Here is a 20,257-nt window from a genome sequence, read left to right as displayed (position 1 = left end):
CAGTGGAACAAAATTGAATGTTCAGTTAGCAACCATATACAGCGAGCAATATAGTCGGTTGAAAGTGCTGTTGCCTTGCTTTAAGTCTGTGGGCTGGATATAATCGCCACGCTTAACTATCAAGGGGTTTAAACATGGCAGTTGAAAATCAGTTTTCTACTGTCGGTAAGATTTTGTCTGTGCAAGTGCTGGTTGCTGTAACGGTGGCACTAGGGTTTTTAGTGGTAGGCGGCCCGAAGAGCGCAACGGATGCGTTGGCTGGAAGTGGGGTCGCATTGGTGCCTAATCTATATTTTGCATACAAGATTTATCTTGCCAGAAACCAATCTGCGCAAGGCGTGTTAAATGCGTTTTATGCCGGTGAGTCGATCAAACTGATACTCACTGCGGCGCTTTTTGCCATGGCCCTGCAGATCCCTTCTGTTGATTTTTTAACATTGCTGACCGGTTTTGTTGCAGTGTTGTCTGTTTTTTGGTTCGCGCTATTTTATTGGCGCGATTAGTTTTTATTGCGAGGAAAAATGGCTAGTGAAGGTGGCGCTACAGGTTATATTGTCCATCACTTGACACCGTTGTCGGTGGGTGAGGGATTTTGGACGTTGCATCTGGATACTCTGTTTTTTTCAGCAGTATTGGGCGGTTTATTTATCTGGTTTTTTAAATCGGTTGCCGATAGAGTTACCTCGGGTGTGCCGGGTTTGGCTCAGAATTTCGTTGAGATGATAGTCGAATTTGTCGATACGCAGGTGAAAGATACGTTTCATGGTCGCAGTGAATTGATTGCACCTTTGGCACTGACTATTTTTTGCTGGGTGTTTTTATGGAATTCCATGGATATGCTGCCAGTCGATTTGCTGCCTATGATTGGTAGCTTGATGGGCATGGAATTTATGCGAGTCGTGCCCAGTACCGATTTAAACGGTACCTTCGCACTGTCCTTGAGCGTGTTCTTCCTGATTTTCTTTTACAGCATTAAAGTTAAGGGCATCTTTGGGTTTATCAAAGAAATGACCTGCACGCCTTTCGGCCCCTGGCTGATGCCGTTCAACCTGATGTTGAAGGTGGTTGAGGAGCTTGCGAAACCAATATCCTTGGCACTGCGGCTTTTCGGTAACCTTTATGCCGGCGAATTGGTGTTCATTCTGATTGCTTTATTGCCGCCAGCTTTACAGCCATTATTGGGCTTTCCGTGGGCAATATTTCACATTTTAGTTATTACATTACAGGCCTTCATATTCATGGTGCTAACCATTGTTTACTTAAGTCTGGCACATGAAGATCACTAAAATATAAGCTATTTTTTTTATTATTTGATTTAAATTTAGGAGACATTATGGAACTCGCATCATTAGTAGCCAACGTTCAAGGCTTCACCGTTATTGCAGTTGGTATTATTTTAGGCCTGGGTGCTATTGGTACCGCTATTGGTTTCGGCTTGTTGGGCGGAAAATTCTTAGAAGGTGCTGCGCGTCAACCTGAGTTGGTTCCAATGTTGCAGGTTAAAATGTTTATCGTTGCCGGTTTGCTTGACGCGGTATCAATGATTGGCGTTGGTATGGCATTATTCTTCACCTTCGCAAACCCATTCCTCTCAGCTGTTCAATCTGCTGCAGGTTGATTAAATAAGTCGATCTGTTCAGATAAGACAAAAGTCTTAAAAGCTACTGGCAACAATAGGCTGCAAGTAGTTAACAGATATAAATGACAACAGCATAACGAGGAAACCATCAATGAGTATCAATGCTACTCTGATCGGGCAAATGATCACGTTCACGCTTCTGGTTTGGTTGACCATGAAGTACATCTGGCCGCCTATCATTGCAGCGCTCGAAGAGCGTAAAGCGAAGATTGCGGATGGACTGGCTGCAGCCGAAAAAGGTCAGGAAGAGATCAAATTGGCTGAAAAGAAAGCCAAAAGCGTTTTAAAAGAAGCCAAAGAACAATCGGCTGAAATTATCAACTTGGCACAAAAACGTGCCAATGAAGTGGTAGAAGAATCCAAACTGCAAGCCAGAAAAGAAGGCGAGCGTTTACTGGATGCGGCAAAAGCTCAAATCGAGCAAGAGATGTTGCAAGCCAGAGAAAATTTACGTAAAGAAGTTTCTGCATTGGCATTGCGTGCGGCTGAACAGATTTTGAAAGAAGAAATCGACAAAGCCAAGCATCAGAGCCTTCTTGATAAAACAGCGGAACAATTAGGGTAAGCAATGACTGAATTAGCGACATTAGCAAGACCTTACGCTGAGGCAGCTTTCAAACGGGCAAAAGAGACCGGTAATACCGGAGCATGGTCTGAGTCGTTGCAATTTTTATCAGCAGTGGTTCAAGATGCGAGTATGACGGTTATCGTCGATAATCCGAGAATCAGTAAAGTAAAAGTTCAGCAATTAATATTGGACATTTGCCATGAAAAGATCGATGAAGAAGTTGGTAACTTACTGAAACTGTTGATCGAAAACGGTAAATTGAAGTTGTTGCCAACACTCTCTGCCTTGTATGAAGAATGCAAAGCTAATGACGAAGGCTATGTGAATGTCGAACTTTTCAGTGCCTATGCCTTAAATAAAACTGAACAGAGCAAATATGTCGCCATGCTGGAAAAGCATTTGCACAAAAAAGTTAATGCTGTGGTATCTGTCGATAAATCGTTGATAGGCGGCATACTTGCCAAAGCAGGCGATATAGTGATTGACGGTTCTGTCAGCGGCCAGCTTCAACAATTAGCCAAAAGGCTCTAAGAGCTAGATCGGGAAAATAAAATGCAATTAAATCCATCTGAAATAAGTGATCTGATTAAAAAGAAGATCGAGAATTTCGACGCCCAAATCGAGGCGCACTCGGAAGGTACTGTGGTCAGTGTGACTGACGGTATTGTTCGTGTACATGGTTTATCGGACGCGATGCAGGGCGAAATGCTGGAATTTCCTGGCGGCTCTTACGGCATGGCCTTAAACCTGGAAAGAGACTCTGTCGGCGTGGTAATGTTGGGTGCCTACCAACATATAAGCGAAGGCGACACCGTTAAATGCACAAGTAGAATATTAGAAGTCCCCGTCGGCGAAGCCTTGTTGGGTCGCGTGGTTGATGCGCTGGGTAATCCCATCGACGGCAAAGGCGCCATCGATACCGATTTATCAGCACCCATCGAAAAAATTGCCCCAGGCGTTATTGCCAGACAGTCCGTTGATCAGCCGGTACAAATCGGTTTGAAATCAATTGACTCCATGATTCCTGTTGGACGTGGTCAACGTGAGCTGATCATCGGTGACAGACAAACGGGTAAAACGGCCATTGCAATTGATGCCATCATCAATCAAAAAGGTACCGGCATTAAATGTATTTATGTCGCTATTGGCCAAAAACGTTCATCCATTGCCAACGTGGTTCGCAAACTGGAAGAACACGGCGCAATGGAACACACGATCATCGTTGTTGCATCAGCCTCTGAAGCGGCAGCTTTGCAATTTATTGCCCCTTACACCGGTTGTTCGATGGGTGAATACTTCCGCGATAAAGGCGAAGATGCGCTGATTATTTACGATGATTTGACCAAACAAGCTTGGGCTTATCGTCAGATTTCATTGTTGTTACGTCGTCCGCCAGGTCGTGAAGCGTATCCAGGGGATGTTTTTTATATCCATTCCCGTTTGTTGGAACGTGCAGCCCGCATTAATGCTGTCGAAGTGGAAAAACTCACCAATGGTAAAGTAAAAGGCAAAACAGGTTCATTGACCGCATTGCCAATTATCGAAACACAAGGTGGTGACGTATCTGCATTTGTACCGACTAACGTAATTTCTATTACTGATGGCCAGATTTTCTTGGAAACCGGTTTGTTCAACTCGGGTATCCGCCCTGCGGTGAATGCTGGTCTGTCTGTGTCACGAGTAGGTGGTGCAGCGCAAACCAAAATTATCAAAAAATTGGGTGGCGGTATTCGTCTGGATTTAGCACAGTATCGCGAATTAGCGGCGTTCGCCCAGTTTGCTTCGGATTTGGACGAAAGTACACGTAAACAGATCGAGCGTGGACAACGTGTTACCGAACTGATGAAACAACATCAATATGCGCCTATGTCAGTTGCAGAAATGGGTGTGTCTCTGTATGCGGCTAACAGTGGTTTTCTGGATGAGTTGGAAGTGAAAAAAGTGCTCGATTTTGAATCAGCGCTGCTATCTTTCATGAAAGCAGAAGAGCAAACACTGATGGCAAAAATCAATCAGACAGGCGACTTCAGCGATGAAATAAAAAATGGCATCCACAGTGCCATCGAACGTTTCATTAAAACAAGTAGCTGGTAAAAGGATAGTCGATGGCTGTTGGCAAAGAAATACGTACCAAGATCGCAAGTATTAAAAATACTCAAAAGATCACCCGCGCCATGGAAATGGTGGCCGCGAGTAAAATGCGTAAAACCAAAGACCGCATGCAGGCTACCCGTCCGTACTCGAAAAAAATTAGTCAGATTATCAAGCATCTGTCACATGCAAATCCCGAGTACAAACATCCGTACATGATAGCGCGTGAAGTTAAACGCGTAGGTATCATTGTTGTCAGTTCGGACAGAGGTTTATGCGGTGGCTTAAATGCTAATCTGTTTAGAACGGTTTTGACTCAGATGCAGCAATGGAATAGCCGTGGCATTGAAGTTGATTTGTGTACAGTCGGCGGCAAAGCTGCCAGCTTTTTTAGCAATATCAATGCTAATGTAATCGGTCAGGTTTCCAAGCTGGGGGATATACCTCATCAAATGGATATAATCGGCGTCATCAAAATCATGCTGGATGCTTATCAGAGCGGCACAGTGGATGAGCTACATGTGGTGAACAATGAGTTTGTCAACACCATGACGCAAAAGCCGATGATGACACAATTGTTACCGATAGTAGCTGGCGAGTTGGAAGAAGATTTACGCGGTCATTGGGATTATCTCTATGAGCCAGGTGCCAAAGAAGTTCTGGATCATTTACTGCAGCGCTACGTCGAATCAATCGTCTATCAAGGGTTGGTTGAAAACAATGCCTGCGAACAGGCAGCCCGTATGGTGGCCATGAAAAGTGCATCCGACAACGCTGGAAACATCATTAAAGAATTGCAACTTGTGTACAACAAAGCAAGACAAGCGGCAATCACGCAGGAAATTTCGGAAATTGTTGCCGGAGCTGCAGCTGTTTAACGCATTTCACAAGTTTAGATAGATTTTTAAAGAGGACGACACAATGAGTTTGGGTAAAATCGTTCAGATTATTGGAGCGGTCGTAGACGTGGAGTTTCCACGCGATAACCTGCCAAAAGTTTACGATGCGCTGAATGTTAAAGGCGGATTAGTGCTGGAAGTTCAACAGCAGTTAGGCGATGGCGTGGTTCGTACCATTGCCATGGGCACGACTGACGGTTTGAGCAGAGGCGTTGAGGTTACCAATACGGGTGATGCAATTAAAGTTCCTGTCGGTCAAGCGACATTGGGCCGCATTATGAACGTGCTGGGTGAAGCGATCGACGAAAAAGGTCCAATCGGCGAAAAAGAAAAATGGACGATACACCGTGATGCACCGTCCTATGCCGAGCAAGCACCCGCTAGCGAATTGTTGGAAACCGGCATCAAAGTGATCGACTTGGTATGCCCGTTTGCCAAAGGCGGTAAAGTCGGTTTGTTCGGTGGTGCCGGTGTTGGTAAAACCGTTAACATGATGGAATTGATCCGTAACATTGCTATCGAACATAGTGGTTTTTCCGTGTTTGCCGGTGTCGGTGAGCGTACTCGTGAAGGGAACGACTTCTACCACGAAATGACCGATTCCAACGTTATCGACAAGGTATCGTTAGTTTACGGCCAAATGAACGAGCCACCGGGCAACCGTTTACGCGTAGCGTTGACCGGTCTGACCATGGCTGAATTCTTCCGTGAAGAAGGCCGTGACGTACTGTTTTTCGTAGATAACATTTATCGATACACACTGGCCGGTACCGAAGTATCCGCGTTGTTGGGTCGTATGCCGTCTGCGGTGGGTTACCAACCTACATTGGCTGAAGAGATGGGGGTTCTGCAAGAGCGTATTACTTCCACTAAAACCGGTTCCATTACTTCTATCCAAGCGGTTTATGTACCGGCTGACGATTTAACCGATCCTTCACCTGCCACAACTTTCGCCCATTTGGACGCGACCGTAGTATTGTCTCGTCAAATCGCCGAGTTGGGTATTTACCCCGCTATTGATCCTTTGGATTCAACCAGTCGTCAGTTAGATCCTTTAGTCATCGGACAGGAACACTACGATACGGCTCGTTCGGTACAAGGTATTTTGCAACGCTACAAAGAACTACGCGATATTATCGCTATTCTGGGTATGGACGAATTGTCTGAAGAAGATAAATTGACCGTATCTCGGGCGCGTAAAATTCAACGTTTCCTGTCTCAGCCATTCTTTGTGGCGGAAGTGTTTACCGGTTCACCTGGAAAATATGTTTCACTGAAAGAAACAATTGCCGGTTTCAACGGCATTATTAACGGCGATTACGATAATTTGCCGGAACAAGCATTTTACATGGTCGGTACTATCGACGAAGCCATTGAAAAAGCCAAGGGCATGTAATTCCTCTAATTAGTGGAGATATAGGATATGGCCATGACTATTCAAGTTTGCATCGTTAGCGCGGAGGAAGAAGTCTACTCAGGTTTAGCTGAGATGCTTTTTGCACCCGCTGAGATGGGTGATGTGGGTATTGCCCCGCGTCACGCACCGTTAATCACCAAATTAAAACCGGGTGAAGTACGGGTAAAAATCAGTGCCAAGGAAAGCCAGGAGTTTTATGTCTCTGGTGGTTTGCTGGAAGTTCAGCCGCATTTGGTCACCATTTTGGCTGATACCGCAATTCGTGCGCATGACATTGATGAAGCCGAGGCATTACAAGCCAAAGCCCGTGCAGAGGAAATGTTAAGTGATAAATCCGGTAAAGTAGATTACGCTATAGCACAGGCTAAGCTTGCAGAAGCTGTGATGCAGCTAAGAACACTGGAAAGATTAAGAAAACGTGGTTCGTAAAATTTAACCCTCGTGTATACATAAGCCCGATAACGCCTGCGTCATCGGGCTTTTTTGTTTGAAGGAATAAGACATGTCGATAAAAACCATCATCCTGGCTGCAGGCCAGGGTACGCGTATGCGTTCATCCCGATCAAAAGTGTTGCATGAAATTGCCAATAAGGCGCTATTGCAGCATGTTTACGAAACGAGTTTATCGCTCGAAGATAATCAGGTATTCATTATCTATGGTCATGGCGGAGAAACTGTCAAACAAACTCTGTGTCAGCTCGATGCGACCTGGATAGAGCAAAGGCAGCAGCTAGGTACGGGCCATGCTGTGCAACAAGCAATTCACCACGTCGAAGATGCCGATACCGTGTTGATATTGTATGGTGACGTGCCCTTATTAAAAGCCCAAACCATTCAAACCCTGCTTAAAAAAGTAAGCGCCACATCATTAGCATTGTTGACAGTGACGCTGGATGATCCGACTGGATACGGACGTATCGTGCGTGATAAAGATCATGCTGTGATCAAAATTGTCGAGCAGAAAGACGCCAATGAAATGGAGTTGCAAATTAATGAAGGTAACACGGGTATTTTGGCTTGCAAAGGCAAGCAGTTGAAAAACTGGTTAGCACGCTTGAGCAATGACAATGCGCAAAATGAATATTATCTAACGGACATAATTGAGATGGCAGTGGATGATGGTTTGACGGTTGAAACGACTCAAGCAAGCAGTCAGGATGAAGTATTGGGTGTGAATAATCGCAGCCAATTAGCGCATCTGGAACGAGTGTATCAGTTTGAGCAAGCGCAGATGCTAATGGAAAAAGGCATCACATTACGTGATCCTAATCGCATCGATGTCAGAGGTGAATTCGCCGAATTGGGGCAGGATATCGACGTGGATATCAACGTGATTTTCGAAGGCATTAACCGCATTGGGTCATTTGTCAAAATCGGTCCGAACTGCTTGATCAAAAATGCCACACTGGCCGATGGCGTAGAAATATTGGCCAACAGCGTGATTGAAGATGCGGTTGTGGGTGCAGATAGTCGTATCGGCCCATTTGCCAGATTGAGACCGCAAACTGAATTGGCCGACCATGTGCATATCGGTAATTTTGTGGAAATCAAAAAAACTACGGTAGCCAGCGGCAGCAAAATTAATCATTTAAGTTACATCGGCGATAGTGAAGTGGGTAGCAAGGTCAATATCGGTGCCGGCACAATCACCTGTAACTACGATGGGGCCAACAAATTTAAGACTATCATTGAAGACGGTGCGTTTATCGGCTCCGACACGCAACTGGTGGCGCCGGTTACGATAGCCAAAAATGCCACAATTGGCGCAGGGTCTACAATCACCAGAGATACGCCTGCCGAGCAATTAACCTTGAGTCGAGTCAAGCAAATCAGTGTTGCTAGTTGGCAGCGCCCAGTTAAGGCAGAAACTGTTCCAGACAGTTCTCTGCACTCCCTACATCCCTGTAAGTCGGAGAAATAATATGTGTGGAATAGTAGCAGGCATCGCACAGCGTAACGTGGTACCCATTCTAATTGAAGGCTTGAAACGGCTGGAATATCGTGGCTATGATTCTGCCGGTTTGGCGGTCGTCAGCCAGGGTCAGATATTTAGAAAACGTGAATTGGGCAAAGTCAAAGGTCTGGAGGCTTTATTAGCCAGCGACCCTATCGCCGGTCAAATCGGTATTGCCCACACCCGATGGGCAACGCATGGTAAACCCAGTACCCAGAATGCCCATCCACATATCAGCAAAGATAAAGTGGCCGTGGTGCATAACGGCATCATCGAAAACCACGATCATTTGCGCGCCACATTAAAGCAAGCCGGCTATGTGTTTACTTCGGAAACCGATACCGAAGTCATCGTGCATAAAATTGCCCAGGAGTTACAGGCAACAGACGATTTATTGGCAGCTGTCAAAAGCACTATTGTTAGCTTACAAGGCGCTTATGCACTAGGTGTTGTGCATGCCGATCAACCTGACCTACTGATAGCTTGTCGCAAAGGTAGCCCGCTGGTGATTGGCATAGGCATTGGTGAGTATTTCATTGCTTCGGATATTGCCGCCCTGCTGCCGGTGACCCAGCGTTTCATCTTTCTTGAAGATGGTGACATTGCCGAATTGACCATTAACGGCGTCAGTATTCAGGATGAAAACGGCAAACGGGTAGTGCGTCCGGTTATCGAGAGTCAGTTAAAAGCCGATTCGGTCGACAAAGGTAAATATCGCCACTTCATGCTGAAAGAAATATACGAACAAGCCTGGGCGGTGTCTGAAACGCTGGAAGGCCGCTTCGTTAACAATCGATTACAGGACAATGCTTTCGGTCATAACGCTGCCGAAGTCTTCGACCAAATTAAATCCGTATTGATTTTAGCCTGTGGCACCAGCTATCACTCAGGTTTAGTTGCACGTTACTGGTTGGAAAAATACGCCCGGGTACCGTGCAGCATTGAAGTAGCCAGCGAATTCAGATATCGCAATCCGGTGATTTCGCCCGATACGCTGGTTGTCACCATTTCCCAGTCCGGTGAAACCGCAGATACCTTGGCCGCCTTGCAGGAAGCCAAGAAGCTCGGCGTGAAACATTCGCTCGTCATTTGTAATGTACCGGAAAGCTCTTTGGTACGTGAGTCAGACTTAGTCATGATGACCCGCGCCGGCCCGGAAATTGGCGTTGCCTCAACCAAAGCCTTCACCACGCAGTTGGTCGCCCTGCAAATGTTGTTGATTGCGGTTGGGCGTCGGTTTGAGTTGAGCCAGGAAATGGAAGACAAAATCGTCTCTGAATTATTTAGCTTGCCTGGCAACATCGAAAAGGTATTGAAGCTGGACGAAACTATTGAAGTGCTATCACAGCGCTTTGCCGATAAACATAATGCGTTGTTTTTAGGTCGTGGCACCCACTATCCTATCGCGATGGAAGGTGCGCTAAAGCTGAAGGAAATTTCCTATATTCACGCAGAAGCCTATCCAGCCGGTGAATTGAAACATGGTCCTTTGGCCTTGATTGATGCCGAAATGCCGGTTGTCACCGTGGCGCCCAATAACAATTTACTGGAAAAACTGAAATCCAATATTCAGGAAGTCAGTGCCCGTGGTGGTCAGTTGATTGTATTTATGGATGAAAGTTTGGCAGAATCCAGTGATGAAAACGTACAGATCATCAAAGTGCCCAGCGTCGCCAACATCATTTCGCCGATCATTTATACGATTCCGCTGCAGTTGTTGTCTTATCACGTGGCGGTATTGAAAGGCACCGATGTGGACCAGCCGCGCAACCTGGCAAAATCGGTGACGGTGGAATAAATTTGGCAATGAATATCTCGTTTGAAATCGTACCCAGAAGCCTGGAGGCTTTTGACCAGCAATATGCGTTTGTACAAAAGCTGGATGACGGCATTCACTTTATCAATGTACCGGATATCCAGCGCTTCGATACTCGCAGCTGGGAACTGGCCACCCGCATCGATCGCAGAAAATACCGTTTCATCCCGCATTTTCGCGCTATCGATTTCAAAATCGATAGCGGCGAGTTGTTTCGTATCATTGAAGACTATCAGTTAGATAGCGTGCTGTTAGTCACCGGTGATCCGCCGGAAGGCTTGAAGCGGGCTTTTTATAATACCGATGTGGTGGATTTGATTCGGGTGGTACGTCTACGTTTTCCCGCTTTAAATATCTATGCCGGCTTCGACCCGCATCGGCAAGGTTTACAGGATGAATGCGACTATATCCAACGTAAAGCCGATGCCGGTGCGCGGGGCTATTTCTCGCAGCCGTTTTACGACAAGCGTTTGATCGACATTTACGCCGAACACATGCAAGGCCTGGAAACGTTTATCGGCATCAGCCCGATTACCACCCAGGCCTCGATGAATTACTGGGAAGTTAAAAACAAGGTTAAGTTTCCGCTGAATTTTAGACCGGATTACGACTGGAATGTTAGCTTTGCCAATGACGTGATGGCTTCGGCAGCGGCCAATGGTTTGAATGTGTATTTTATGCCGATCCGGATTGATTTGGAGCGGTATTTTGGGGGGATTAGGTTGGGTGTGGCGTAGAATTTGATTGTCTTGTGGCGTTATGGGTTGGCGGTTTGTTTGGTGTGAATCTTGATATACTTTCAAGTGCGATATAGCGGAGAGCAAAAATGTCTACGATGATTACAGAAGTTTATGAAGCACTGAAAGAAGCTGGTGTCAGCGAGTCAAAAGCAATTAAAGCGGCTGAAGCTATTCAGCAACTTAGCAAGGAAGATCATCTGCATTTTTTTCAAGAGCAAATGCTCAAATATCAACTTTATGCGGAAGGGGAGTTCAAGCTTCTGAAATGGATGATTGGTTTTAACCTGGCGTTTACCATGGCGATGCTTTGGAAAGTGTTTGCTTGAATTTATGGTTATTGTGACGCTGGAGCGTCTGGGAATGCGAAGACAGGTAGGGTGGGCACGCGTTTTTGTGCCCACGCGGAATCTGTAAGGTTTTTTGTTTTTTGGAATGGATTGAAACATTTAGGCCGGGAATATAACCCCCGGCCTGCTTAGGAATTGCAGGGCAGCAAAGCCACCTTAGGAGTTGACAGCTTAGATTTTTCTTTTTCGAGCGAAACCTAAAACACCTAATCCTGAAGTAAATAGCCAAAAAGCAGTAGGTAGCGGAACCGGCGCAATTGCCCCAACATTGAATGAAGACAGGATTGCATATCCACTTTCACTTCTATAAGAGAGTTGGGTTTGATTGCTACAGCCCCATTCTTGAAGGTCTAAGCAAGCACTAATGTTTGATGATTTATAAAAATTAAATTGATTTCCGATCAAACTGAACAAAAAAGACGCCAACTGTTGTTCATCGTACACTACGAATTCAGGATCGGTGCCAAGAGACGCAGACCAGTCAAAATTTGCATAACTATTTTCTCTGGTGTGTTGATTTGAGAGGGTAGGTATTAATTCTGGCGGTAAATTACCCGTGTACACCTGGTTTGTTGAAGTGTAGCTAGTGGAAGAATCGGTAAATTGAACGCCATTTCTCATTTCACGATTTACAGCCTGTACTGTTTGTAACTGGGTAAAACTTTGATTGATGGTTCCATTGGAGACAAGGGTATCGGTACCCCAGGCATATAGATTCTGACCACCATTATTCAAAGCGGTTGTTACGGTTTCTGTATAGTTTGGCGTATTGTTGTAAGCCGTCGTGCTTGCGAAGTTTTGTAAAGTTGTTGAATCCAGGCTAATGCTATAGCTTGATTGAAGCGGGTTATTCCAAAAGTCACTGTACCCCGAACTACCACCTATTGATGTTGTGTAAGTAGTAAAGTTTAAGGAAATCATGTTGGCGTTTACATTGGGTGCTGCTAGTGTCATGCCGCATATAATTAATATTGGCAATATTTGAAGCTTTCTTTCCATGGGATTTCCTTAAAAATTGGGGTTTTATTGAATGAGCGCGGATTCTAACATTTACCATGAGTTATGCAATCATTTGTATGGTCATTCAACGTCGACTTACAAACAATAGATCATTCCCACGTTTCGCGTGGGAATGCAGCCTTAGACGCTCTGCGTCGACGTACAAACAATGATTCGCTATCGCGAGGCCTGATTTAATGCCGGTTCCCGCACCGGCGGGCGGGATACTTTCTTTTGTTTCGCCAAAAGAAAGTATCCAAAGAAAAGGCGACCCGGATGCCGCGTTGATCCTGCGCGCCGAAGGTTTTGAACGGGGTTTTCCGAAGGGGCTTCCCTGCCCCTACGAAAAACGTGATGCATCCCTGCATCACCCCTAGCGGGCTGATCCGTTCAAAACCTTCGGTGCTCGGCGCGGCATAACGGGATTAACCCCAGCATAGTTTGACATCGTTCCCACGTTTCGCGTGGGAATGCAGTCTTAGATGCTCTGCGTCGACATACAAATGATTTACTGTTGCGAGGCCTGATTAATACTGGTTTCCGCTCCGGTACTTTGCGCGGTTAAATGGCGTTAATCCGCTAGTTTTTGTTGTTCTCAAGTCACAAATAAATTAATCATTCTTAATAAAACAGGTTTATGGAAATTCAGCGGTTAAATAGTGATTTTGGAATTGCAGGCCAACTGGATATTTTTCCGGGCCAAGGTGGATTTCCGATGATTAAAATCAGCAATGGCAGTGCCAAGGCTTTAATTTCGGTATATGGCGGGCAAGTGTTGTCGTTTCAGCCGCATGATCAAGTTGAGGATGTGTTATTTCTTAGTCAGCAATCCGAGTATGTGGCTGGCAAGGCTATTCGCGGCGGGATTCCGGTGTGTTGGCCCTGGTTTGGGCCGGATCCTAAAGGCTTGCAGCGCCCCAATCATGGCTTCGTGCGAAATCAGTTTTGGCAGATCGCTAATACCGAAGCGATTAATGGTGCTGAGACTAAAGTCAGTTTAATGTTTAACGAAACTTTTAAACAGGAAAATACCTGGCGGCAGCCGTTTATGCTGATGCTGGATATTACCATCGGCACTAGCCTGCAATTAAAGCTGACGACGTTTAATACCGGCGATAAACCCTTCTCGATTACCCAGGCTTTTCATTGTTATTTTCGGGTCGGCGATATTAAGCGGGTGAAAGTGTTTGGGCTGGAGGATTGCGATTACTTTGATAAATTGGATCAAGGCAGTCAAAAGACCCAGCATGGCGCGGTTACCGTATCGAGAGAAGTGGACCAGATTTATATCGATGCAGTGAAAAAACTGCAGATTGTGGATCCGGTGCTTAAACGCCGCATTCATATCAGTTCCCCCAACACCAGCACCGCTGTGGTATGGAATCCCTGGTCGAAAACATCTATGAAAATGCCGGATTTAGCCAATCTGGATTATCAAAAATTTATTTGTGTTGAAGCCGGCAATATCGCCTTTGACCTGATTAAGATTCAACCGGGTAGCCAATTCAGCCTGGAAGCTAATTACAGTTTGTTGGCTGATTAGCCATGGATTCCGTAAGAATAACTTCCGGTTAGCCAAAAATATTAGATGAAATGATTTTTTTCCAGGATTATGCGGTTTAAGCGTCAGCCAACAAACTTGGAGTGCAAACCTAGGTTTGTACTCCATTTACTGACAGTGCTTAGCTAACGGCGGAATTCGCTGGAGAGGTTTCCGCCGGGTCACTTGGCCGCATCATTTAAAAAACAGTTCCCGCATTTTTTGGCCTGGTGATTCTGCGCGCATAAAGGCCTCGCCAACCAGGAAGCTAAAGATGCCGTTATCTTGCATTAATTGCACATCGGCCGGGGTATGGATGCCGCTTTCGGTAATGATGAGTTTGTCGGCCGGCAGGGTGTTTTTTAACGCCAGCGTGGTTTGCAAAGATACTTCAAAGGTACGCAGATTACGGTTGTTGATGCCTATCATCGGCGTGTCTAATTTCAATGCTCGCTCCAGTTCGGCAGCATCGTGCACTTCTACTAAAACATCCATGCCTAATCCGCTGGCGGTGTCCGCCAGTTCTTTCAGCATGGCGTCATCCAGCGCGGCAACGATCAGCAAGATACAATCGGCACCCAGCGCTCGTGATTCATGAATTTGATACGGAGCTATCATGAAGTCTTTGCGAATCACGGGTAAAGGACATTTTTCCCGCACCATTTGCAAATTGGCTTCCGAACCTTGGAAATAATTTTTATCGGTTAACACCGACAAGCATGTCGCACCATTCATCGCATAATCGACGGCGATTTCTACCGGTCTAAAATCTTCCCGAATCACGCCCTGGCTGGGCGAGGCTTTTTTGATTTCAGCAATAATAGCCGGTTTTTTTGCATCGGCTTTGCTGCGTAAAGCCTGATAAAAACCGCGCGGTCCTTGTACGCCTGTGGCAATTTCCTGCAATAAGTTGATGGGCATATTGGCCTGGCGGCGGGCCACTTCTTCGGCTTTTGTAGCCAGGATGGTTTTTAGAATGTCGGGAGTGTCGGTCATGATGATTAAAAAATATAGAAACAATGTAGGTTGGGTTAGCGTAGCGTAACCCAACATTAGGCATTTTTTACTTCAATGGGCGTTGAATTTTATTAAGGATATTTTCAATCTCTTCTAAAGATAATTGCCCCTATTTATTGTATATCTCAATAGTGTTGATTGATGCATTGGAATCCTGGTTAATTCCAGCGACAGATTTATAGTTGCAGGCTTTTGCGCTGATACTGCCTACAGCTAGATTAATATTTTTAGAGAGAAACATTTCTTTGCAGCATTTCAATGATTTTTTGAATACGCAATCAATGCTTCAAACTTAGCCAATGCACTGCCATTAGCCAGTACTTGTTGAGCAATCAGAATACCTGCTTCCAAGGTATCAGCCAAATCGGCAGCATAAATCGCTGCGCCGGCATTCAATGTCACAATGTCACGCGCCGGGCCGGGTTGATTATTCAATACTTGGCGGATAATTTCCAGGCTGGCTTGGGCATCTTTTACAGCCAGGGTTTCCAAATTCGCCCGCTGCATGCCGAATTGTTCCGGGCTGACGCTATAACTGCTGATCTGGTTGTTTTTTAATTCGGCCACATCTGTGGCGGCAGCGATGCTGATTTCATCTAGGCCGTCTTGGGCATGCACCACCAATACATGTTTGCTGCCGAGTTTTTTCAAGACTTCGGCTACAGGTATCAACCATTGCTTATCGAACACGCCAATTAACTGATGCGGCGCATTGGCCGGATTGGACATCGGGCCGATCAGGTTAAACAGGGTTCTGACGCCCATTTCTTTCCGTGGACCGACCGTGTGACGCACTGCGCTGTGGTGCTTGGCGGCAAACAGAAAGCCGACGCCAAGTTGATTCACGCAGTCCGCCACCTGTTCGGCAGGCATATCCAGATTGATGCCGGCGGCTTCCAATACATCTGCGCTGCCGCAGCTGCTGGAGACTGAACGGTTGCCGTGCTTGGCGACCTTGCCCCCCGCCGCCGCGACGACGAATGCAGCCGTGGTGGAAATGTTGAAAGTGTTGGCGCCATCGCCGCCGGTACCACATGTATCGATGACATGATTGCCGTTTACCGGTACTTGCCGCACCAATTCACGCAAAACAGCGACTGCCGCGGCAATTTCCTCTGTGGTTTCCCCTTTACAGCGCAGAGCAATAAGAAAACCAGCGATTTGGGCATCAGTTAATTCACCGCTCATCATGGCCCGCATCACCGTTTGCATTTCATCGCCGGTGAGGTTTTGTTTGTCGAGTAGTTTCTGCAGTGTGGGTTGGATATGCATAAAATTTAGCGGACTAAGCAAGAATAATTGTCAGGCCAAGATGGCTTTATTGGTTGGCTTTATGTTCTGAAAATACTTCAACGTTGCCGTCTTTATCGAACGACACCACTGCATAATCATCCTGTCTGCCACCCATTTCCATGCCTGGGCTGCCCATAGGCATACCGGGAGCGGAAATGCCGACTACTTTGGGTTTGGTTTGCAATAGTTTTTCGATATCGTCGGCGGGAACGTGGCCTTCGATGACATAGCCATCAACAATGGCAGTGTGGCAGGAAGCCAGTTTTTCAGGCACGCCCAGTTTTTGTTTGATGGCCTGCATGTCGTCGCTAACAATATCTTTAATGACAAAATGGTTTTGTTTGGCATGTTCTATCCATTTGCCACAGCAGCTACAGGTTGGACTGCGATAGACCGTCATTTCTTTCTCGGTCATCGCATTCTCTGCAGCGCTGGTGGTCATACTAGCCGCCATGAGTGCTGCGCTAAGCATCAATTTGAAACGTTTCATAAAATACCCCCGTATTGATTTTCAAAATAGTCGGATATTGTACGCTGCCGGCACAGGTTATGCACAAAGCCCTATTCGCCGTGTAGAGTTAACAACAGCGAGCGACTGCCGCCGTGGTTACGATGCTCGCATAAATAAATGCCCTGCCAGATACCCATATTCAAGCGGCCATTGGAAACCGGAATGGTCAAGCTGCAACCCAGCATACTGCTTTTTAAATGCGCCGGCATATCGTCATCGCCTTCATCTGTATGCCGGTAATACGCTTGATTTTCCGGTACGGCGCGATTGAAATAACTTTCGAAATCTTGTCGTACGGTTGGGTCGGCGTTTTCATTGATGGTGAGTGAGGCTGAGGTGTGTTTGATAAACACCTGCAGCAGGCCGATTTTGATATCGCGCAGTTCCGGAATTTGGCTAATGATTTCATCGGTTACCAAATGAAAGCCGCGATTTCTAGGTTTGAGTCGTATTTCTTTTTGTATCCACATCGGGTTGATAATAAAAGTTAAATCAAAAAGGTTTAAGCATGCCTAACTGCTGGCTACAGGTTGGCTGTTGTCGATCAGGATTTTCGCCGCTGCCTGGGCGTTTTGCATGGCACCGGTATGTCTATGCATTTGTTCGTCGACGATGGCGCCGGCAATCAGGAGCACCAATTGTCCTGCAAGTTGTTCGGCATTGGCGATACCGGCTAGTACGGCTAGGTCGGCCAATAGCTTACGAAATTCGGCATAAAACTCGGCGGCGGCTTGCTGCACAGGGTTATTTTCTACTGCAAATTCGGCAGCAGCATTGATAAAAGGGCAGCCGCGAAAATCAGGCGATTTTACTAGCTTTGCGAACATATCGAATATTGCCAACAATTTTTGCTTCGGCGTATCAGCCTGAGCTTCGATTTCGATTTGTAACTGAGCCAGCATGGCCGCCCGGCTTTTAGACAAATGCGCCAGAACCAGATCGTCTTTCGATGGAAAGTATTTATACAGACTCATCTTGGTGGTGCCGGCCGCTTTAACAATCGCATCAACACCGGTTGACTTGATGCCTTGGCTGTAAAAAAGCTCGGAGGCTGTCTGCAATATGTGCTCTTTAAGATTACGGGTCATAAACATAGTGAAATAAATTTGCAACTATACCGACCGGTATGTATTATTGCAATGGACTATACCGGTCGGTATAGTCTGTTTCGCCTCCCTTAACTTTTGGATAAGTCACTATGATTAAGCTATATGGAGTTGCCATCAGCAACTATTACAATAAAGTTAAACTGTCTCTTTTGGAAAAAAATATCGCTTTCGAGGAAGAAACTTTGGCTCCCAGTCAAACTGAGGCAGTGTTAAAACGCTCACCCCTCGGTAAAGTACCGTTCATTAAAACGGCCGAGGGTTATTTGTCGGAATCACAAGCAATTCTGGAATATCTGGAAGAGACTTTCCCCGACCAGTCACTTTATCCTGCCACTGCTTACGAACGTGGCAAATGCCGAGAATTTATTCAGCATATCGAATTGAATGTGGAACTGATTGCCCGTCGTATTTATGCGGAAGCAATTTTCGGCGGCACGGTTACCCAGGAAACCAAAGATGAGGTACGTACTAGAGTCGAAGCGGGGTTACGCGGCTTGGCTAGATTGATGACCTTATCCCCGTATGCCTTGGGTGATCATTTTAGTGCTGCCGATGTGGTGGCTTGGCCGCATCTACAACTGGTATCGTTTGCCACCGCAAAAATTTATGGCACAGACTTAGTCGTCGAGAATATTCCGGGTATTGAAGCCTATATGCAGCTAATCGAAAGCCGTCCTTGTGTGCAACTGGTTGCTAAGGATAGAACAGCTGCCTTGGAAGCGTTTTTTAAGAGTAGATAAACTTTGAATGGCCTAGCGGATGGGTTTTATAAATCTGTCCGCTAGCTTATTCAACCCCATATGACTGTGGTTTTGATCGTTAATGTCGGGTTGTAAAAAGCATTTGGGCCAATTTACGCTGCCATTTCGGTTATCACAATTTTCTACCGCTGCTAATATAATGTCGATTTGTGCCGCAAATGAACAAGCAAACCCGCCTGACCATTTTTGACCGTCTCGCCATAGCTATTCCGGAGCCGACTACCGAGCTGAATTACAATTCGTCGTTTGAGTTGTTAATTGCGGTGGTTTTGTCTGCGCAAGCTACTGATAAAGGTGTTAATAAGGCTACCGCTAAGCTGTTTCCGGTTGCCAATACGCCACAAGCGATATTGGCATTGGGTGAAGAAGGTCTGAAGGAATACATTAAAACCATAGGGCTATTCAACAGCAAAGCCGCCAATATCATCAAGTTATGCGAGTCGCTGTTAAGCCAACATCACGGTGAGGTGCCGCAAACTCGTGAAGCACTTGAAGCTTTGGCAGGCGTGGGGCGCAAAACAGCCAATGTCATTTTAAATACGGCCTTTGGTCAGCCAACCATCGCTGTGGATACGCATATTTTTCGAGTCGCCAATCGCACAGGCTTGGCAATAGGCAAGAATGTGTTGGAAGTAGAAAAAAAGTTAGATAAAACCATAGCTGCAAAGCACAAAATAGATGCACATCACCTACTGATACTGCATGGTCGTTACGTATGTACTGCCCGAAAACCCCGTTGTTCAGACTGCTGTATCGCCGATTTATGCGAGTTTAAGGAAAAAACTCTCTAGTTGAGGATACAATAAGGCTGACTGAACTTAAGGATTAAGCGTTGGTCTCACGGGCTCGGTCTACAGCTGACGCCAATAATAAAAATCTTAAGAGAGGATAAACCATGAAAAAATTCAATAAAACTCCATTGACACTGGCTATGGGTACTGCAGTGATTTCAAGCTTTGCTATTAATGTTCAAGCGGAATCCAATCCTTTTGCCATGAGCGAGCTTGCCAACGGTTACATGGTAGCCGAAGCTTCCAATAAGACCAGCCATGGTGCCTGCGGCGGAAATGCTACAGATGTCAATGGTAATAAAATTACCAAAGCCGAAAAAGGTGCTAAAGCGGCAAAAGCCGGTAACGGTCCTAAAACCAAAAAAGCCGAAGGTTCCTGTGGCGAAGGTATGTGCGGTGGCATGATGCAAGACGGCAAAATGAAAAAAGGCATGGAAATGAGCTGCGGTGAAATGATGAAAGGCAAAGAAGGTAGCTGTGGCATGATGGGCGGCATGGGCGACATGAAAGGTATGGGCGACATGAAGGGTATGGATCATGGCGACATGAAAGGCATGGGCGGCATGAAAGGTATGGATCATGGCGACAAGCCAGCTGCCAAGTCGGAAGAAGGTAGCTGTGGCAGCATGATGAAAGGCGATGAAGCTAAAAAAGGCGAAGAAGGCTCTTGCGGCGCAATGATGAAAGGCGGCGAAGGTAGCTGCGGTTCTAAAGTAGACGCAGAGGAAGCTGCCGACGAGTAAATCAACCCGCTTGTCTAACGCG

General features: G+C 46.1%; 24 protein-coding genes. 18 read left to right on the top strand and 6 right to left on the bottom strand.

Translation table 11 applies throughout. The annotated features are described in order from the left end of the window. The first annotated feature begins 134 nt into the window (after positions 1-134). The 13 genes from A1359_RS15650 (at position 135) to A1359_RS15590 (ending at position 11,450) form a co-directional block, all read left to right on the top strand. Entirely contained in the window at positions 135-503 is a 369-nt protein-coding gene (locus A1359_RS15650) for an ATP synthase subunit I (protein WP_066985141.1), read from the top strand. An 18-nt stretch (positions 504-521) separates the two neighbouring features. Beyond that, positions 522-1,286, top strand: coding sequence for a F0F1 ATP synthase subunit A (atpB, locus tag A1359_RS15645; protein WP_066985138.1), 765 nt, complete (start codon positions 522-524; stop codon positions 1,284-1,286). A 47-nt stretch (positions 1,287-1,333) separates the two neighbouring features. Further along, positions 1,334-1,618: a F0F1 ATP synthase subunit C gene (gene atpE / locus A1359_RS15640; RefSeq protein ID WP_013821063.1), complete on the top strand. Its 285-nt coding sequence runs from the start codon at positions 1,334-1,336 to the stop codon at positions 1,616-1,618. 112 nt (positions 1,619-1,730) lie between these two features. Beyond that, a complete protein-coding gene (locus A1359_RS15635) occupies positions 1,731-2,204 on the top strand; it encodes a F0F1 ATP synthase subunit B (protein WP_066985135.1) in 474 nt (157 codons plus the stop codon). Positions 2,205-2,207: 3 nt separating this feature from the next. Continuing rightward, entirely contained in the window at positions 2,208-2,738 is a 531-nt protein-coding gene (locus A1359_RS15630; protein WP_066985132.1) for a F0F1 ATP synthase subunit delta, read from the top strand. Between the two features lie 21 nt (positions 2,739-2,759). Next, on the top strand, positions 2,760-4,301 hold the full coding sequence (gene atpA / locus A1359_RS15625) for a F0F1 ATP synthase subunit alpha (protein WP_066985129.1): 1,542 nt from the start codon (positions 2,760-2,762) through the stop codon (positions 4,299-4,301). An 11-nt stretch (positions 4,302-4,312) separates the two neighbouring features. Continuing rightward, the gene (atpG, locus tag A1359_RS15620; protein ID WP_066985126.1) at positions 4,313-5,176 is read left to right on the top strand and encodes a F0F1 ATP synthase subunit gamma; all 864 of its coding nucleotides are present in this window, start codon (positions 4,313-4,315) and stop codon (positions 5,174-5,176) included. Between the two features lie 43 nt (positions 5,177-5,219). Then, the gene (atpD, locus tag A1359_RS15615; protein ID WP_066985123.1) at positions 5,220-6,593 is read left to right on the top strand and encodes a F0F1 ATP synthase subunit beta; all 1,374 of its coding nucleotides are present in this window, start codon (positions 5,220-5,222) and stop codon (positions 6,591-6,593) included. Positions 6,594-6,620: 27 nt separating this feature from the next. Continuing rightward, positions 6,621-7,043, top strand: a complete 423-nt coding sequence (locus A1359_RS15610; protein WP_066985120.1) for a F0F1 ATP synthase subunit epsilon — start codon at positions 6,621-6,623, stop codon at positions 7,041-7,043. 73 nt (positions 7,044-7,116) lie between these two features. Then, entirely contained in the window at positions 7,117-8,535 is a 1,419-nt protein-coding gene (gene glmU, locus A1359_RS15605) for a bifunctional UDP-N-acetylglucosamine diphosphorylase/glucosamine-1-phosphate N-acetyltransferase GlmU (RefSeq protein WP_066985116.1), read from the top strand. 1 nt (position 8,536) lies between these two features. Next, positions 8,537-10,366 (top strand): glutamine--fructose-6-phosphate transaminase (isomerizing), encoded by a 1,830-nt coding sequence (gene glmS, locus A1359_RS15600; RefSeq protein ID WP_066985112.1) that lies wholly within the window; start codon positions 8,537-8,539, stop codon positions 10,364-10,366. An 8-nt stretch (positions 10,367-10,374) separates the two neighbouring features. Next, complete coding sequence (locus tag A1359_RS15595; RefSeq protein WP_066985109.1) at positions 10,375-11,121, top strand: methylenetetrahydrofolate reductase; 747 nt, start codon at positions 10,375-10,377, stop codon at positions 11,119-11,121. A gap of 89 nt (positions 11,122-11,210) precedes the next feature. Beyond that, a complete protein-coding gene (locus tag A1359_RS15590; RefSeq protein ID WP_066985107.1) occupies positions 11,211-11,450 on the top strand; it encodes a hypothetical protein in 240 nt (79 codons plus the stop codon). Positions 11,451-11,642: 192 nt separating this feature from the next. On the opposite strand, the gene A1359_RS15585 is transcribed toward A1359_RS15590, so the two are convergent. Beyond that, on the bottom strand, positions 11,643-12,470 hold the full coding sequence (locus tag A1359_RS15585) for a VPLPA-CTERM sorting domain-containing protein (protein WP_066985105.1): 828 nt from the start codon (positions 12,468-12,470) through the stop codon (positions 11,643-11,645). A gap of 197 nt (positions 12,471-12,667) precedes the next feature. On the opposite strand from A1359_RS15585, the gene A1359_RS22520 reads away from it, so the two are divergent. Further along, on the top strand, positions 12,668-12,847 hold the full coding sequence (locus A1359_RS22520; protein ID WP_066985102.1) for a hypothetical protein: 180 nt from the start codon (positions 12,668-12,670) through the stop codon (positions 12,845-12,847). Between the two features lie 260 nt (positions 12,848-13,107). Beyond that, positions 13,108-14,013 carry a D-hexose-6-phosphate mutarotase gene (locus tag A1359_RS15575; protein ID WP_066985099.1) on the top strand — a complete coding sequence of 302 codons (906 nt, stop codon included), beginning with the start codon at positions 13,108-13,110 and terminating at the stop codon, positions 14,011-14,013. 192 nt (positions 14,014-14,205) lie between these two features. Here the strand turns inward: A1359_RS15575 and trpC are convergent, their stop codons facing one another. From trpC to A1359_RS15550, 5 genes are all read right to left on the bottom strand, one after another. Then, positions 14,206-15,006, bottom strand: a complete 801-nt coding sequence (gene trpC / locus A1359_RS15570) for an indole-3-glycerol phosphate synthase TrpC (protein WP_066985279.1) — start codon at positions 15,004-15,006, stop codon at positions 14,206-14,208. A 276-nt stretch (positions 15,007-15,282) separates the two neighbouring features. Further along, entirely contained in the window at positions 15,283-16,299 is a 1,017-nt protein-coding gene (gene trpD / locus A1359_RS15565; RefSeq protein WP_066985096.1) for an anthranilate phosphoribosyltransferase, read from the bottom strand. A 46-nt stretch (positions 16,300-16,345) separates the two neighbouring features. Then, complete coding sequence (locus A1359_RS15560; protein WP_066985093.1) at positions 16,346-16,810, bottom strand: DUF411 domain-containing protein; 465 nt, start codon at positions 16,808-16,810, stop codon at positions 16,346-16,348. A 71-nt stretch (positions 16,811-16,881) separates the two neighbouring features. Next, positions 16,882-17,301 (bottom strand): secondary thiamine-phosphate synthase enzyme YjbQ, encoded by a 420-nt coding sequence (locus A1359_RS15555; RefSeq protein ID WP_066985090.1) that lies wholly within the window; start codon positions 17,299-17,301, stop codon positions 16,882-16,884. A 42-nt stretch (positions 17,302-17,343) separates the two neighbouring features. Further along, a complete protein-coding gene (locus A1359_RS15550; protein ID WP_066985275.1) occupies positions 17,344-17,919 on the bottom strand; it encodes a TetR/AcrR family transcriptional regulator in 576 nt (191 codons plus the stop codon). 110 nt (positions 17,920-18,029) lie between these two features. Between A1359_RS15550 and A1359_RS15545 the strand changes: the two genes are divergently transcribed. From A1359_RS15545 to A1359_RS15535, 3 genes are all read left to right on the top strand, one after another. Next, positions 18,030-18,680 carry a glutathione S-transferase family protein gene (locus tag A1359_RS15545; protein ID WP_066985087.1) on the top strand — a complete coding sequence of 217 codons (651 nt, stop codon included), beginning with the start codon at positions 18,030-18,032 and terminating at the stop codon, positions 18,678-18,680. Between the two features lie 179 nt (positions 18,681-18,859). Beyond that, the gene (nth, locus tag A1359_RS15540) at positions 18,860-19,492 is read left to right on the top strand and encodes an endonuclease III (RefSeq protein ID WP_066985085.1); all 633 of its coding nucleotides are present in this window, start codon (positions 18,860-18,862) and stop codon (positions 19,490-19,492) included. A gap of 104 nt (positions 19,493-19,596) precedes the next feature. Then, positions 19,597-20,235 (top strand): hypothetical protein, encoded by a 639-nt coding sequence (locus A1359_RS15535; RefSeq protein ID WP_066985082.1) that lies wholly within the window; start codon positions 19,597-19,599, stop codon positions 20,233-20,235. Positions 20,236-20,257 lie beyond the last annotated feature (22 nt).

Source organism: Methylomonas lenta (genome assembly GCF_001644015.1).
Classification (GTDB): Bacteria; Pseudomonadota; Gammaproteobacteria; order Methylococcales; family Methylomonadaceae; genus Methylomonas; species Methylomonas lenta.
The sequence above is the reverse complement of the archived record's forward strand: the minus strand, read 5'-3'. Positions and strand labels throughout refer to the sequence as shown.